The sequence below is a fragment of the Guyparkeria hydrothermalis genome, assembly GCF_023555385.1.
Classification (GTDB): Bacteria; Pseudomonadota; Gammaproteobacteria; order Halothiobacillales; family Halothiobacillaceae; genus Guyparkeria; species Guyparkeria hydrothermalis_A.
Map to the genome: position 1 here is coordinate 241,523 of NZ_JAJSED010000001.1, position 15,354 is coordinate 256,876.

Here is a 15,354-nt window from a genome sequence, read left to right on the forward strand (position 1 = left end):
CGTCCACGTCAATCTCCGGCTACGACCCACTGTCGGTGGGCGAAGTTCTCCAGCGTGTGGCGCATGCGGCGGACGTGGCTCCCCGGCCAGTAGACCTTGTCGCAAGTCGGGCAGTACCAGGCCTCCGACGAGAAGGCGCGGGCCGTGCGCGGCACGCGTTCCCCTTGTTCGGGCGTGGCCGGGCGCAGCGGCGTGTTGCAGTCGAGGCAGCGCGAGAACGGCCGGCGCAGCCAGTCGATGTGAAAACGTTCGCTCAGCTCGGCCGCCAGGCCGGGGGTGTCGTTGCTCTCCAGTAGCACGATGCGGCCGTCGCCGTTGCGAAAGCGGGCGAGGTGGCGGTCACGGGTGACCATCCAACGTTCCTCTTCACGTGCCTGATCGACCAACTCGCGGTCGTCGCTGCCCGGCGTGGCGATCGCCGTGTCGTAGCCGGCGGCTCGCAGCCAGCGGCCGAGACGCTCGAGCATTTCGTCGCAGAGAAAGCGGGGGATGGCCATGGCTGGTGGACTGCGCGTGTCTGGGGTGAATCCTGCCTTTCATCCTAGTGGGTTTCCCGCCCGGAGGCGGTGCTTACAACCGGGGGCCGCCGACCCGGTTCTTGACCCGCTTGAGCAGCGTCTGGCACTCGACGCTGACGATACCCTCCCGTCCGTAGATCTCGCGCGAGGCGAATGCCAGCAACGATTCCTGCGAGTCGGTGAGGGCGTGCGTGTGCAGGCTGCGCATGTCGCTCATGATGTAGAGGCTGATCACTTCGGGCTGGTCCGCCAGCGACTGGGCGATCTCCTCGATCGTCTCGGGCGTGGCCTTGATGTCGAGGAAGGCCGACACGGACTTGCCCAGCTTCTCGGGGTCGATCACGGCCGTGAACTGCTCGATCGAGCCGCTATCGACCAGTACCTGCACCCGATCTCGGACGTGCGCCCGCGTGACGCCAAGCTGGCGGGCAATTTCTGCATAGGACAAACGTCCGTCCTTGATCAGCATGCCGATGATTTCGGTATCCAGTCGGTTCATCTCGTTTTTCTCCAGCGCAAACTGCCCGATGCCGTGCATGTTTCCTGCCATCGGGCTTCGAGGCGGCGGGTGGGAAAAGGTCGGGGTGCGGTGGGTATTTCGGCACCCGTTTGGTGCAAATCGGCCCTTTCGGGGCGCAGTAGGTGACATTCGGGTGCGTTGCGGTGGGAATGCGTGCTGGTTTGACTACGTTTGTGCCGCTTCTGGCTGACAAACGATCACAAGGGTGTCGATTTTCTTACAAAGTGCGGTGCGCCGAGGAGGGTGGCCGCGCCAGCGTGGTGCATCGATTGCCTTGCCATGTTTTGGCGAATGTTTGTCTAACAGTATGTAAATAAGAGGAAAAAGACGGCTTTTCGGTAGCTGGCACGAAGCTCGCAATCGTTGGGATGTTGCAGACGAATGTAAACGCCTGCCTTTCATTCCAACGGAGAAAACCGCATGTCGATCAACCGCAGAAGCTTCATCAAGACCGGTATCGCTGCCCTGGGCGCCACGGCGGCGGCCTCGGCGCCGATGATCTCCCGCGCCGCCTCGGACAAGACGTTCGTCTGGAAGATGACCAACGCCTACCCGGCGGGCGCGCCGTTCTATTCCACCGGGCCGGGCAGCGCGGAGGACTTCTGCCGCATGGTCGACGAGATGTCCGGCGGGCGGCTCAAGATCAAGCATTACGCCGCCGGCGAGCTCCTTCCGGCCCTCGAGGGCTTCGATGCCTGTTCCAACGGCATCGTTGAGATGAACTGGGCAAATGCCTACTACTGGGCCGGCAAGACGCCTGCGGCGCAGTACTTCACCACGGTTCCGTTCGGCATGAACTTCCAGGGCATGAACGCCTGGATCTACCACGGCGAGGGCCAGAAGCTCTGGGACGAGGTCTACGAGCCGTTCAACGTCATGGGCATGCCGGCAGGCAATACCGGCGTGCAGATGACCGGCTGGTTCCGCGAGCCGATCGAGTCGGTCGAGGACTTCGACGGCCTGCGCATGCGCATCCCGGGCCTGGCGGGCAAGGTCTACGAGCAGCTCGGCGTGAGCGTGAAGCTGCTGCCGGGTGGCGAGATCTTCCCGGCGCTCGAGCGCGGCGTGATCGATGCCGCCGAATTCGTCGGCCCGTATCAGGACCGTCGCCTGGGCCTGCACATGGCCGCCAAGCACTACTACACCACCGGCTGGGCCGAGCCGTGCAACGTCACGGAACTGCTGGTCAACAAGGACGCCTGGGCGGAGTTGCCCGAGGACCTGCAGGCGATCGTTCGCCAGGCGGCCGCGACCTGCAACGTGATCAGCCATACCTGGTCGGAGGCCAACAACGCTGATGCGCTCACCGACCTCGTGGAGAACGAGGGCGTGAAGCTCGGCACGTTGTCGCCGGAGATCATCGCCCGACTCAAGGAGGCCACCGCCGACGCGCTGAGCGACCTGGCCGCCTCCGATCCGATGGCGAAGAAGGTCAACGACAGCTACTTCGCCTTCAAGAAGAAGCACGACCTGTGGCAGCGCCGCAGCGAGACCGTGCTCCAGACCGACCTGGCCTAAGCCATGAAGACCGCGATCCTCGAACTGGCCCGGTCGCTCGACCGGGGGGTGGGACTGATCGGCCGCCTGAGCGCATGGCTCACCCTGGGGCTGGTGCTGCTGGTGGCCGGGAACGTCCTGTTTCGTTACGTGTTTCACGTCAGCTCGGTGGGTCTGCAGGAGCTCGAATGGCACCTGCTGGCCCTGATCGCGATGCTCGGTTCGGTCTACACGCTCCAGCAGGACGAGCACGTCCGTGTCGACGTCCTCTGGCAGCGCTATCCACCCAGGCTGCGGCGGGCGTTCGGTTCGGTGATTGCCGCGGCGATCATAGTTCCCATGGCCTTGTGGCTCGGTTGGCTATCGGTCGACTACGTCACGAAATCCTTTCACATGGGCGAGGGCTCCCCGGATCCGGGTGGCTTGTCGCACCGGTTTCTCGTCAAGGCCGTGATCCCGGTCGGGTTCGTCCTGATCGCAATCCAGGGACTGGCAATGGCATTGCGCGACGCGGTGGCCGTGTTCGTCCCCGACCCGGATGCGGTGTTCGCGCCCCCACGGCGGACGGCTGGGCCGGTGATGCCGCCGGAACAACCGGCGCCCACCCAATAACCCGGAGTCGACCCGATGGATTCCTATTCTCTGGCGCTGATGATGGTCGGGGCCCTGCTGGTGCTGATCTTCGCCGGGGTGCCGGTGGCCTTCTCGATCGCCGCGGCCGGGATCGTCTTCGGACTGATCGGTCTGGGCGACATGATCTTCAACCTGCTGCCGGCGCGGATCTTCGGCGTGATCACCAACTACACGCTGCTGGCGATCCCGCTGTTCGTCTTCATGGGCGTGCTGCTGGAAAAGTCGCGCATCGCCGAGAGCGCGATCGACGTGGTGGGCCACCTGGCCGGCGACCGGCCCGGCGGGATGGCGATCGCCATCATCGTCATCGGGGTGCTGATGGGGGCCTCGACCGGCATCGTCGGGGCGACGGTGGTGGCGGTCGGGCTGATCACGCTGCCCAAATTGCTCTCGCGCGGCTATCACCCCTCGCTCGCGAGCGGCACGATCTGCGCCTCAGGCACGCTCGGGCAGATCATTCCACCCAGCCTGCTGATCATCCTGCTGGCCGACATCATGGGCGAGTCGGTGGGCGAGCTGTTCGCCGCCGCGATCGTCCCCTCGATGCTGCTCGCGGCGCTGTACCTGGTCTACCTGATCATCCTGGGGCGGTTCGTGCCGCAGCACGCCCCGCCGATCCCGCGGGCCGAGCGCGACGCGATGCCACGCCGTGAGCTTTGGCTCAAGGTGATCAAGACCGTGGTGCCGCCGGTGCTGCTGGTCGTCTCCGTACTCGGATCGATCATCGGCGGGGTGGCCGCGCCCACCGAGGCGGCCTCCCTGGGTGCGCTCGGCGCGATGGCGATCGTCGCGGCCATGGGTCGTCTCGACAAGGCGACGCTCATGCAGACCATGCGCGATACCCTCAAGCTGACCGGCATGATCATGCTCGTCCTGATCGCCGCGCAGGCCTTCGCCCTGTCGTTCCGCCTGCTCGGCGGCGAGGAGATGATCAACGACCTGTTCAGCTGGGTGCCCGGCGGCACCACCGGGGCGATCCTGTTCATGCTGGTGGTGCTGTTCGTGCTCGGGTTCTTCCTCGAATGGATCGAAATCTCCTACATCGTCCTGCCGCTGATGCTGCCGGTCTTCGCGGCGGCCAACGTCGACGTGATCTGGCTGGCGATGCTGGTCACTCTGGTGCTGCAGACCTCGTTCCTGACGCCGCCCTTCGGCTGGGCGCTGTTCTTCCTCAAGGGAGTGGCGCCACCGGAAGTGAAGACCAAGCACCTGTATCTCGGCGTGCTGCCGTTCATCGGGCTGCAGTTGCTGACCCTGGCGATCGTGTTCATTTTCCCGAGCGTGGCTACCGGGCTGCCGCAGAGCATGGGCTGGTAGGCCACCATCTCGTGAGATACGCGCCACTCGAGAAGGAGAGTCGTTGATGCTGCATACGCCACGCGCCCGACGCGGCATGGTGGTCGCCCCGCATTCGCTGGCCTCGGAGGCCGGGTTGGCGGTGCTCCGCGAGGGCGGGAACGCCATCGAGGCGGGAGTCGCGACGGCCTCCACGCTGGCGGTCGTCTACCCGCACATGACGGGCATCGGCGGGGATGCGTTCTGGATCGCAAAGCCCGCCAACGGCCCGGTCCGTTATATCGGCGGTTGTGGGGCGGCCGGCGCCGACCCGGATCACTACGCCGCGCGCGGGCTGGATCAAATCCCGACCCGCGGGCCCGATGCGGCGCTGACCGTCGCCGGTGCGGTTTCCTCGTGGTCGGCGGCGCTGGCGTTGTCAGCGCGGGAATGGAGTGGCAGCATGCCGCTCGACCGGCTCCTCGACGAGGCGATCTGGCATGCCGAGTCCGGCTATCCGGTCACGGCCAGCCAGGCCGCCGTGACCGCTGCCCGTCGCGACGAGCTGGCGGACCTGCCCGGATTCGCGGACACCTTCCTCCAGGACGGCGCAGCCCGTGCGGTCGGGGCGGTCGAGACCCAGCCACGGCTCGCGCGCAGCTTGCGTTGCCTTGCTGCCGACGGGCTCGACGGCTTCTACGACGGTGAGCTGGCCGCTGCGATCGCCGCCGACCTGGCACAAGTCGGCAGCCCCGTCTCGGCGGATGACCTGAGCGCACATCAAGTGGAGCAGGGTGCGCCGCTCTCCTGCCGCGTGGGCTCGGCGACGGTCTACAACAGTCGCCCGCCGACCCAGGGACTGGTCTCGCTGATCATCCTGGCGCTGGCTGAACGCTTGGGCGTGCCCGACTGGCCGGTCGACAGCCCCGAGGCGATCCACCGACTCGTCGAGGCCACCAAGCAGGCCTTCCGCCTGCGAGACGAGTCGCTGCACGACCCGGACATGATGCCAACGCCGGTCGAAGACCTTCTCGATCCGGCGTTCCTCGACGAACTGGCCGCCCGGGTCGACCCGGACAAGGCGGAACCCTGGGGCGAGCCCGGCGAACCGGGCGATACCACCTGGTTCGGTGTGATCGACGAACAGGGCAATGCCGTCTCGGTGATCCAGAGCATTTACCACGAGTACGGCAGCGGGGTGGTCCTGCCCGAGACCGGCATCTGTTGGCAGAATCGTGGACTGGCCTTCTCGCTCGACCCCGATGCACCGCGCGGCCTGCAACGCGGCCGCCGCCCGTTTCACACCCTCAATCCGCCGCTGGCCTGCTTCGACGACGGCCGGACGATGGTGTACGGCACCATGGGGGGCGATGGTCAGCCGCAGACCCAGACGGCCCTGTTCGCGCGCCAGGTCTGGAACGGTGATGAACCACAGGCCGCCGTCACCGCGCCGCGCTGGCTGCTGGGTCGGACCTGGGGCAACGCCTCGACCTCGCTCAAGCTCGAATCCCGCTTCGATCCGGCCATCCCGCAACGGCTCGCCGGGATGGGGCATCGAGTGGAGGTCGTCGGCGACTACGACGAGATGATGGGTCATGCCGGCATGATCGTGCGTTCGCCGGACGGCATACTTGCCGGCGGGGCCGATCCTCGGGGCAACGGCGGCGTGGCCGGCTTCTGAGTCCGCCGGCCTGCTTGCCGCCCACTTTCCTTATCCTTCCCTCTTTTACTCGGACGCCCCATGGAAACCCTTCTGATCCTGATTCCCCTGCTGCTCGCCTGCGGCGTGGTCGCCGGCCTGCTGGCGGGCATGCTGGGCGTCGGCGGTGGCATCGTCATCGTCCCGATGCTCTATCACGTCTTCATCCATGTCGGCGTGGACCCGGCAGTGGTAATGCCGCTGGCGGTGGGGACATCGCTTGCCACCATCGTGGTCACCGCGAGCATGTCCTCGCGCAGTCACCATGCCCGCGGAAACGTCGACGTTCCCCTGCTGCGGCGCTGGATACCCGCGGTGCTGGTCGGCGTGGTGGTCGGTACGGCACTCGGCTCGATCCTTCCCGGGGAGACGTTGCGGGTGCTGTTCGGCGCGTTCATGGCGCTGATCGCCACCCACATGCTGCTGACCGCCGGTCGGTCGGTGGCGCTGACCGACACGTTGCCCGGCAAGTGGGGCCAGCGGGGCGCGGCGACCGGTATCGGCGGGCTGGCGGCGCTGCTGGGCGTCGGCGGTGGCACGCTGGTGGTGCCGTATCTCAACTTCTTCAACTTCCCCATCCACCGGGCCGTCGGTTCCTCGGCCGTCCTGGGGCTGGTGGTCGCCATCCCGGCGAGCATCGGCTACATCCTTTCCGGCTGGGGCGCGGCGGGCTTGCCGGCGGGTTCGACCGGCTACGTCAACTGGCTGGCCTTCGGCCTGATCGTGCCGATGACCATGCTGTTCGCCCCGCTGGGCGTCCGGCTCTGTCAGCGCCTGGACGTGACCCGCCTGAGGCGCGCGTTCGCCGTGCTGCTGGTCGCGGTGGGCATCAAGATGCTCTTCTTCTGATCGGCGGGCCGATTGAAAAACCGTTGGGGCACCGATACATCCTCGTCACCGACAAGTGAGCCGGAGGTAACCATGGCCGGAGGCTGGGCAAAGGACGGCGCCGAACAGGCGCAGATCGACGACACCGTCAACGATGCGCTCGCCCGGGTGCGGGCGGACATTCCCGAGGGCGAGAGCCTCGAGCATTGCGAGGAGTGTGACGAGGTTATTCCCGAGGCGCGCCGGCGGGCGGTGCCCGGCGTGCGCCTGTGCGTGAGCTGCCAGACGGAACAGGACGAGCAGTCGGCCGCCGCCTCGCCCTACAACCGGCGTGGCTCGAAGGACAGCCAGCTGCGCTAGGCCGCCGCGCCCGCATCCGGAATGACCGCGGTGGCCGCGAATCGCACCCCCTGGCGGGTGAGGAGGGCCTTGCCGCGAACGGTCAGGTCGGTGACGAAGCGGAACTGCTGACCGCTGTCGACCGGGTAGGCCTTGAGCCGGTAGTGAGTGCCCCAGGGGCGCTCATTGATGATCACCGTCACCGGCGAATCCAGATGCAGGTAGGGACTGGTAAGCGCCACGTCCTTGAGCATCGAACGGACCCGATCGGCGTCGTGCTCGGGGTGGAGGTAGAAGTCCGCCACGCACAGCAGGCGCGGCTTGCCGTCGTTGGAATTGACGATCGCATCGTTCCACAACCGGTTGTGCGGGATGGCGATACGATCGTCATCGGCCGTGACCAGCTCGACGGTACGCATGCCGACGTGGATGACCTCGCCGTAGTGATCCCCGATCTGCACCCAGTCACCGTTGCGATAGGGCTTCTCGCCGATGGCGACCACGCCGGCGATCAGGCTGCTGGCGTAGTCCTTCAAGGCAAAGCCCAAGGCGATGCCGACGGTGCCGAGCACGGCGACCATGTTCTGCAGTGACGGTTCGATCACCAGCGGCACGATCAGGATGACCGCGCTGACGCCGATCAACAGGCGCAGCAGCGGCACCAGCGCTAGCAGGGTCAGGCGACGCTGACCGTAGAGGCGCTGCCCGAGCCAGTTCAACGCCCGCTGCATGGCAATGATCAGCACCACGGCCGTGATGATTATCGCGGCGATCTCGACGATGACGACCAGGTCGATCTCGCGGAAAATCTTGGTGCTGGCGCTGGCGAGATTTTCGTTCATGGCCTTCCTCAGAATCCATCGGTGAGATAGTCGCGCCCGGCGAGCATCGAGCGCACGCTCGAATACCCCGTCGCGGTGACGACCCAGCGCTCGTCACGCTCGGTGACCAGTCGCGCCCGCTTGAGCCGTAGCAAGATCGCGAGGCAGCCGTCGTGCGTCAGGGGCAGTAGGGTGGGCAGCAACGCCGCCGGCAGGCCGTCGTGCAAGAGCAAGGCATGCAGCACCAGCGCGACGTCCTCGTCGGCCTCGTTGGGCAGCATCGGCTCGTCCAGCCGTGCCGAGACCCAGATGTCCTCCTCGTCGAAGACCTCGCCGGATATCGGTTCGCTGGCCGCCTCGACGACCTCCTCGTGCGGTTCGGTACGCAGGGAGCGTCGCCAGTAGGTCAGCGCGGTCCCCGGATTGCCGCGGGTGTGAGAGGCAAGTCGCACGATCTCCGGATGCACCTCGGTGTCGTCCGACGGCACGCTCAAGATGTCATGGCCCGTGCTCGCGTTGCGAAAGCGCACGCGTCGATGCGGGCGGCGCTGTATCTGATGCGTCAGCAGCCGGGTCAGGCGTTGGCCGTCGAAGGCCTGGGCGGTGAGCGCCCCCGGGTGCGGCACCGGCCAGAGGTGCATCAAATAGGCCCAGGCCCAGCTGTCGCAGCCGATCACGCCGCGGCCCAGTTCGCCGGCTTCGGCCCGGGCGAGCAGGGTGCGCACCAGCTTGAGGCCATCGGTGTGTCGCAGGTAGCAGTGCGCCAGTCGTGGCAGCACCCAGAAGCGATGCGATCCGCCGTCGACGGGCCACTGCTCGAGCCAGTCGAGATCGCCGTCGAGGATCTGCTCGATGGAGGGTGGCTCGATCACAGCCGCCCCGTGACGGACGGCCCAGAGATGCAACAGCTCCGGGTGCGCATGGGGCTGGTTGACCACGAAGCGGACCGGCCAGTCGGGATGATCGCTCTCCAGCCAGTCATACAGGGCGGCATCGAGCGCATCGGCCGGTTCGGTCGGGTCGATCGGCGGCGCGAGATGCTCGAGCTGTACCTCGGGGAGCGCGCGCAGCTTGGCCTCGTCGCGGGCCGGTTGCAGGGACGACTGGTCCACCTTGCGCAGCAGGCGCTTGAACGAGGCCCAGGCATCGGCAATCGCGCTGGTGGCGGGCAATCCCGGTACCTGGTATTCGCCGATCGGGACGAAGCTCCAGAACGACGGGCTCTCGGGCGAGACTTCCTCGTCGGGGTGGTCGTGACGTGGTGGATCGCTACGGGTCATGGATTCATCCGTGATGTCGATCGGATCGATGCGCGAGCGCAGCCGGCATCAGCCTGGACGAAGTATGGCAAATCCCGGGGTGGCACGCTCGCCCGGCGGGCGGCAGGGCGCGTTGGCGAGGGAGTTGACCGGGTTCGCTACACTCTCCCGCATGATTCCGTTCTCGATACTCGATCTCGCCCCGATCACCGCCGGCTCGGATGCCCGCACGGCCCTGGATAACAGCGTCGATCTGGCCGGGCATGCCGAGGCGCTCGGTTATCGGCGCTACTGGCTGGCTGAACACCACAACATGCCCGGCATCGCGAGCGCGGCCACGGGGCTGGTGATCGGCCAGGTGGCCGCTGCCACCCAGCGCATCCGTGTCGGCGCCGGCGGCATCATGCTGCCCAATCATTCGCCGCTGGTGGTGTCCGAGCAGTTCGGCACGCTGGAGACGCTGTTTCCGGGGCGAATCGACCTGGGGCTCGGTCGTGCGCCGGGCACCGATCAGACCACCGCCCGTGCCCTGCGGCGCGAGGGCAGCGACCCGAAGCGTTTCCCCGACGATGTGGCCGAGGTGCTGGCGCTGCTGGACGATCCCGAACCCGGACAGGCCGTGCGGGCGATCCCCGGCGCGGGAAGCCACGTGCCGGTGTGGATTCTCGGTTCGAGCCGGTTCGGTGCACAACTGGCGGCCTCGCTGGGGCTGCCGTATGCCTTCGCCTCGCATTTCGCACCGGGGGATCTGATGGCGGCACTGGCGGACTACCGCGAGCAGTTCCGTCCGTCGCGCTTTCTGGAAAAGCCGTATGCGATGGTGGGCTACAACGCCTATGTGGCGGATACGGACGAGGAGGCGCGTTTCCATGCCAGTTCCATGGAGCAGTCGTTCGTCGCCCTGCGCGAAGGCCGGCCCGGCCCGATTCCGCCGCCGGTCGCCAACTACCGCGAGCGGGTCGGGCGTTTCGAGCGTATGGTGGTCGAGCGGACCATGGCCTGTTCGGCGATCGGCTCGCCCGAAACGGTCGAAGGCGAGATCGAGCGATTCCTCAAGGAGACCGAGGCCGACGAGCTGATCGTCACCAACTCGAGCTTCGACCATGCCGCCCGTTGCCGTTCCTACGAGTTGCTGGCGGGTGTGCGGAATCGCATTGCCGCGAAGGCCGACGCCTCGTGACCCGGAACGGCAGGCCGGAAACGAGCGCGAAGAAGCGGGTGTTCCTCGCCCTCTGGCCGGACGAAACCACGCGCGGCGCGCTGCACCACCTGGCGCGCGGGCTGGCGGTGGGTGGACGGCCGGTGCCGCGGGCTCACCTGCACCTGACGCTCGCGTTCCCGGGAACCGTCGATTCGGTACGCGCCACCTGCCTTGCCGAGCGCCTATCCAGCCTGCACTTCGACCCGATCCCGATCGTGCTCGACCGGGTGGATCATTTCGAGCGGGCCCGAATGGCATGGGTTGGGCCAAGCCGCTGCCCCGATGCGCTCGAACAGCTCGCTGAGCGAGCCCGCGGCCTGTGTCTGGCCTGCGGTGTCGAGACGGACGATCGGCCGTTCCGACCGCATGTCAGCCTGCGTCGCTTTGCCCGAGCGCCGGAACGGCCGGATCTCGACGAGCCGATCCACTGGTTCGCCGACACGCTCGTGCTGATCGAGTCCGGCAACAACGGCAATCCGGGCCCCTATCGCCTGCTGGCACGCTGGCCGGCGGAGTAGCGCGACGCCTCGATTTCGATCGCCGGGCACAAAAGAAAGGCCGCCCCAACGGACGGCCCTCGCCTCAAGCCTGGCCGCGGACGACCGCTCAGAATTCGTATTCGAGCTGCCAGCGCAGGATGGTGTCTTCGGTCTCATCGTTGAGACCAAACAATAGGCCGGCTTCCCACTTCACGCGCTCCATGCCGAACGGGTTGGCGCCGATCAGGACCGGGCCGACGGCGTGGGTCTCTTCGTCACCGTAGTACTCGATGCCCGGCTCGAGGTTCGGGCTGAGGCGATACTTCAGCTGGACGGAGCCGAGCGTCTCCCACTCGCTTTCCGCGACGTCGTCGCCAAATTTCTTCTCGAACAGCAGGTTGCCGGTCGCGACCACCTTGCCGAACTGCTTCGTTACCAGCGGGCCGACCTTCGTTTCCCAGGCATCCTCGTCGAAGGCCTTTTCCAGTTCGACCAGCAGGCCGAGATCGGCCCAATACTGGCCTTGCTCGGTGAGCTGGAACTTGTTCTCGATCTCTGCTTCCTCGACCTCGAAATCGCCGTCTTCCTTTTCGCCGATCAGGTAGCCCTCGACGAACCAGCGCGAGGTTACGCCGTAGCCGATACCGAACTTGGTCTTGTACTCGCCTGAATCGAGGCCGTGCACGCCGCGGGCTTCGATCTCGACTTCGCCCTGCTCGACATAGGGGTCATAGACCTTGTCGACGCCGGCAAGCGCCGTGCCGGAAGCAAGGGTGGTCATGGCGGCGAGGCCGCATAGCGACTTTTTCCACATACGATAGGTTCCCGTTTTTCAGTGGGTTGAATGAAGTTTTCGGCTGACGGCCGGTGCCCTTTGGCGTGACAGGTACATGCCCGCGGCGATCAGCACGAGGGTGGTGAGATAGAAGCTCAGCTGGATGGCGGTGGGGCGATCCTGGTAGCCCACGAGCACGTGCAGGATCTCGCCGGGGACCGAGTGCTGCGAGAGCAGGTCGGAGCTGTTCCAGAGCGGGTTCTGTACAGGCAGCCAGCCGGCCTGAGCGAGAAAGCCCGCGGCACTGGCAGCCATGCCCGCGGCGAGCAGCAGGATCAGCCAGCCGGTGACGGTAAATAGGTGCCGGGTAGGAATGCGTACCAGCCCGAAGTAGATCAGCGCGCCCAGCACCAGGCCGGCGCCCAGCCCGATGACACCACCCCAGAGCAGGGCGAGGTTGTCACTGCCGCCGGCGGCCATCCCCTGGGTGAACAGCACCACCTCCGATCCTTCGCGCAGTACCGCGAGACCTACGGCCGTGGCAAGGAAGTAGATCGGCAACTGGCCGCTCGAGACGTTGCTGCCCACCTGCCTGAGGTGGGCGACCAGCTGGCTGGCGTGCCGGGACATCCAGATGTTGTGCCAGGCGAGCATGGCCACTGCGGTCAGCAAAATGGTCGCGTTGAACAGCTCCTGGCCGACCCCTTCGAACGCCATCGAGATTTCCTGGGTAAGACCGGCCACCACGAACGAGCCGAGCAGGCCACCGGCGATGCCGCCGATGATCCAGCGGCTGCGGCCGGCCAGTCCCTGTGTGGCGGCCAGGACGACGGCGACCACAAGGGCCGCCTCGAGGACTTCGCGGAACACGATGATTGCCGTACTGAACATGGGTCACCTGTGCGTTGGCTTGGGTGGGGTATCTGCGACCGGGGTTATTCGGCGATGACGCGGCCCTGGGCGGTGGCCTGGTTGAACTCGCCGAAGAAGGGGTATTCGCCGGGCTCGAGCGGGCCGACGAAGATCACGGCCTTGCTGTTGCCGGGGATGATCTTTTCGCGGTTGAGCTCGTAGCTTTCGAACTCCTCCGGCGTGGCATCCTGGTTGTGCACCATCAGCTTCACCTTCTCGCCGGCCGGGATCGTTACCGCCTCGGGCTGGAAATGGTGGTCCTTGATGTTGAGGTCGAAGACTTTGGTTTCTGCCTGGGCAGTACCGACGGAGAGCAGGGCGGCGATGGCGAATGAGGATGCAATGCGTGTCATGAAAAAAACCTCAATTGAAACGAGAACGGTTCGCATTCTGTTCGAGATTCGGTGGCAATGCAAATAGAAAGCGCAAGGCGCTAAATATGCGTCCGGTGCGATGTGGGGCTGCGCCCCGCTGGGCGCGGCCGGGACGGGGTCAGCGCAGCGGGATCAGATCGACCACGCTGGTGGCATCGAGTGCGATGTCGGCGGGAATGACGGCGAGGGCATCGTCCTGTTCCGGTTCGATCCCGCCTGCCCGTGCCCAGCGGCTGGCATCACGAGACTCGAGGCGCATCGGGAGATAGCGCTTTGTGCCGGCGGGTTCGACGGAGTTCGCTCAGGTCAGAAGAACCAGGATGGGGCGTTCAGCAATGGGGCTGTCCCGCCGAGTCATCGGCACGGTGTTCGGCGGGGCATGCGGCGAAGCGATTACCCACCTGAGCGCGCGTCATGTCGGGCTAGGGTTGCGTATCCAGATAGCGTCGCCAGGAGCCGAGCGCGGTGATGTCGGTCGCGCCCTCGACGGCAATGGGCTCGGCGATGAAGCCCGGTACCTCGCGTCCGTCGGAAAGCTCGAGCTTGCCGATGCCGAGCGGGGCGGGGATGCCGGCGACGAACGAGCCAAACAGGCTTGCCGGCACGTGCCAGACCTCGACGTCGATGGCGTCACCATTGTCGGTGACGCGCACGAGACCCGGACGTTCCGGTGGTCCGCCGGGCAGGGCGTAGAAGCGGTAGTGCGGCGCCGTGGTGGTGGTCTCGGCCAGCCGGCCGCGGCGCTCGGTCAGTTGCCAGTTGAGCGGCAGGCCGCTGAGGTGCGCGCCGCAGACAGCCACCGGGATCACGTGCTCGCCACCAGCGGTGACCGCCTCGGGCGGCAGCGGGTGGTCGGTGGCGCCGAGCCGCTCGACGCTGGCCCGCTGCAGCCGGTCGCCCAGCGCGAGCAGGTCGCGGTCGGTGAAGGCCGGGGCGAACAGGGTCACGCCGAACGGCAGGCCATCACTGCGGAAGCCCGCCGGGACGGCCAGGGCGGCGAAGTCGAGCAGGTTCATGAAGTTGGTGTAGTAGCCGAGATCGCTGTTCTTCTGCACCGGGTCGGCCTCGACCTCGTCGATGCGGTAGTGGCGCCCGGCGGTGGGCGTGACGATCAGATCGACCTCGTCCCAGACCGCTTCCGTCTGCCGGCGCAACTCGGCGAGACGATATTGCGCCTTGAACGCCTCGGCCGCTCGCGGCTCGGCGCCGCCGGCGATGATCTGCCGGGTGACCGGGTGCAGGCTGTCGGCCGACTCGTCGATGAAGGTCTCGATTGCGGCATAGCGTTCGGCCACCCACGGCCCCTCGTAGAGCAGGCGCGCGGCCTCGAGGAACGGCGCGAAGTCGACCTCTACCTGCGTGCCGCCCAGCTCGACCAGGCGGTCAATCGCCGCCTCGAACCGCGCCGGGTTTTCCGCGTCATCGAAGAAGGCCAGCTGCTCGCGCTTGGGCACGCCGAAGCGGAACCCGTTGGCGGGAATGGCGCCATGACCGAGTGCGGGCACCTGGTCGGGGCGGGCGTAGGCATCCTCCCGATCGAAGGCGGCGGCGACATCCAGCACCCGCTCGGCGTCCGCGCCGGTCAGGGCAAAGATCGAGACGGTGTCCAGCGTGCGGCAGGCCGGCACCACGCCGCCGGCGCTCAGCAGCCCGCGGGTGGGCTTGACCCCGACGAGGTTGTTGAACATCGCCGGCACGCGGCCGGAGCCGGCCGTGTCGGTCCCGAGCGAGAAAGCCACCTGGCCGAGGGCCACGGCCACCGCCGAGCCCGAGCTCGAGCCACCGGAGAGGTAGTCGGGATCGAAGGCGTTGCGGCAGGCCCCGTAGGGCGAGCGGGTGCCGACCAGGCCGGTGGCGAACTGGTCGAGGTTGGTCTTCCCCACCGGCACCGCGCCGGCCTCGATCAGTCTTTGCACCACGAAGGCGGACTGGTCGGGCGTGTAGGCATAGTCCGGGCAGGCGGCGGTGGTGGGCACGCCGGCGAGATCGATATTGTCCTTGATCGCGAACGGCACCCCGTAGAGCGGCAGCTCGGCCGGGTCACTGGCCTCGAGCCGGGCGAGGTAGGGCTCGAGCTGCGCATCGTCGAGCACGCTGATCCAGATATGGTGCGTATCGGCGGCGTGGATCGTGCGCATCACCTCGCCGAGGTGGGCGCGGACGTCCAGCCGGCCGTTACGGTAGGCGGCGAGCAGGTCGGTGACAGTGATGGTGTGCATGGCGT

General features: G+C 66.8%; 17 protein-coding genes. 8 read left to right on the forward strand and 9 right to left on the reverse strand.

All coding sequences use genetic code 11. The features are described from left to right. Nucleotides 1-8: 8 nt before the first annotated feature. Both LV476_RS01205 and LV476_RS01210 read right to left on the reverse strand, forming a co-directional pair. A complete protein-coding gene (locus LV476_RS01205) occupies nucleotides 9-497 on the reverse strand; it encodes a DUF5615 family PIN-like protein (protein ID WP_250072479.1) in 489 nt (162 codons plus the stop codon). Nucleotides 498-570: 73 nt separating this feature from the next. Then, on the reverse strand, nucleotides 571-1,068 hold the full coding sequence (locus tag LV476_RS01210; protein WP_250072480.1) for an Lrp/AsnC family transcriptional regulator: 498 nt from the start codon (nucleotides 1,066-1,068) through the stop codon (nucleotides 571-573). Between the two features lie 390 nt (nucleotides 1,069-1,458). Here LV476_RS01210 and LV476_RS01215 point away from each other — a divergent pair, with 390 nt between their 5' ends. From LV476_RS01215 to LV476_RS01240, 6 genes are all read left to right on the forward strand, one after another. Continuing rightward, entirely contained in the window at nucleotides 1,459-2,556 is a 1,098-nt protein-coding gene (locus tag LV476_RS01215; RefSeq protein WP_250072482.1) for a TRAP transporter substrate-binding protein, read from the forward strand. Nucleotides 2,557-2,559: 3 nt separating this feature from the next. Continuing rightward, entirely contained in the window at nucleotides 2,560-3,147 is a 588-nt protein-coding gene (locus LV476_RS01220) for a TRAP transporter small permease subunit (RefSeq protein WP_250072484.1), read from the forward strand. Nucleotides 3,148-3,162: 15 nt separating this feature from the next. Further along, entirely contained in the window at nucleotides 3,163-4,485 is a 1,323-nt protein-coding gene (locus tag LV476_RS01225) for a TRAP transporter large permease (protein WP_250072486.1), read from the forward strand. A 46-nt stretch (nucleotides 4,486-4,531) separates the two neighbouring features. Continuing rightward, a complete protein-coding gene (locus LV476_RS01230) occupies nucleotides 4,532-6,124 on the forward strand; it encodes a gamma-glutamyltransferase family protein (RefSeq protein WP_250072488.1) in 1,593 nt (530 codons plus the stop codon). Between the two features lie 60 nt (nucleotides 6,125-6,184). Further along, nucleotides 6,185-6,991 (forward strand): sulfite exporter TauE/SafE family protein, encoded by an 807-nt coding sequence (locus LV476_RS01235; protein ID WP_250072490.1) that lies wholly within the window; start codon nucleotides 6,185-6,187, stop codon nucleotides 6,989-6,991. Nucleotides 6,992-7,063: 72 nt separating this feature from the next. Then, nucleotides 7,064-7,330, forward strand: coding sequence for a DksA/TraR family C4-type zinc finger protein (locus tag LV476_RS01240; protein WP_250072492.1), 267 nt, complete (start codon nucleotides 7,064-7,066; stop codon nucleotides 7,328-7,330). On the opposite strand, the gene LV476_RS01245 is transcribed toward LV476_RS01240, so the two are convergent. Together LV476_RS01245 and LV476_RS01250 are read right to left on the reverse strand one after the other, a co-directional pair. After that, nucleotides 7,327-8,151 (reverse strand): mechanosensitive ion channel family protein, encoded by an 825-nt coding sequence (locus tag LV476_RS01245; protein WP_250072494.1) that lies wholly within the window; start codon nucleotides 8,149-8,151, stop codon nucleotides 7,327-7,329. The genes LV476_RS01240 and LV476_RS01245 overlap by 4 nt on opposite strands. A gap of 8 nt (nucleotides 8,152-8,159) precedes the next feature. After that, a complete protein-coding gene (locus tag LV476_RS01250) occupies nucleotides 8,160-9,410 on the reverse strand; it encodes a hypothetical protein (protein ID WP_250072496.1) in 1,251 nt (416 codons plus the stop codon). Nucleotides 9,411-9,561: 151 nt separating this feature from the next. Between LV476_RS01250 and LV476_RS01255 the strand changes: the two genes are divergently transcribed. Together LV476_RS01255 and thpR are read left to right on the forward strand one after the other, a co-directional pair. Next, entirely contained in the window at nucleotides 9,562-10,569 is a 1,008-nt protein-coding gene (locus tag LV476_RS01255) for an LLM class flavin-dependent oxidoreductase (RefSeq protein WP_250076194.1), read from the forward strand. Continuing rightward, nucleotides 10,566-11,108 carry an RNA 2',3'-cyclic phosphodiesterase gene (gene thpR, locus LV476_RS01260; protein WP_250072498.1) on the forward strand — a complete coding sequence of 181 codons (543 nt, stop codon included), beginning with the start codon at nucleotides 10,566-10,568 and terminating at the stop codon, nucleotides 11,106-11,108. The genes LV476_RS01255 and thpR overlap by 4 nt, the downstream gene beginning before the upstream one ends. A gap of 88 nt (nucleotides 11,109-11,196) precedes the next feature. On the opposite strand, the gene LV476_RS01265 is transcribed toward thpR, so the two are convergent. The 5 genes from LV476_RS01265 to atzF all read right to left on the reverse strand — a co-directional run bounded on the left by LV476_RS01265 (nucleotide 11,197) and on the right by atzF (nucleotide 15,349). Then, nucleotides 11,197-11,883, reverse strand: coding sequence for a hypothetical protein (locus LV476_RS01265; RefSeq protein WP_250072499.1), 687 nt, complete (start codon nucleotides 11,881-11,883; stop codon nucleotides 11,197-11,199). Between the two features lie 18 nt (nucleotides 11,884-11,901). Beyond that, nucleotides 11,902-12,735, reverse strand: a complete 834-nt coding sequence (locus tag LV476_RS01270) for an FTR1 family iron permease (protein ID WP_250072501.1) — start codon at nucleotides 12,733-12,735, stop codon at nucleotides 11,902-11,904. 44 nt (nucleotides 12,736-12,779) lie between these two features. Next, nucleotides 12,780-13,109 carry a cupredoxin domain-containing protein gene (locus LV476_RS01275; protein WP_250072503.1) on the reverse strand — a complete coding sequence of 110 codons (330 nt, stop codon included), beginning with the start codon at nucleotides 13,107-13,109 and terminating at the stop codon, nucleotides 12,780-12,782. Between the two features lie 139 nt (nucleotides 13,110-13,248). Beyond that, complete coding sequence (locus LV476_RS01280) at nucleotides 13,249-13,389, reverse strand: hypothetical protein (RefSeq protein ID WP_250072505.1); 141 nt, start codon at nucleotides 13,387-13,389, stop codon at nucleotides 13,249-13,251. Nucleotides 13,390-13,552: 163 nt separating this feature from the next. Next, nucleotides 13,553-15,349 carry an allophanate hydrolase gene (gene atzF, locus LV476_RS01285; RefSeq protein ID WP_250072507.1) on the reverse strand — a complete coding sequence of 599 codons (1,797 nt, stop codon included), beginning with the start codon at nucleotides 15,347-15,349 and terminating at the stop codon, nucleotides 13,553-13,555. Between the last annotated feature and the right edge of the window lie 5 nt (nucleotides 15,350-15,354).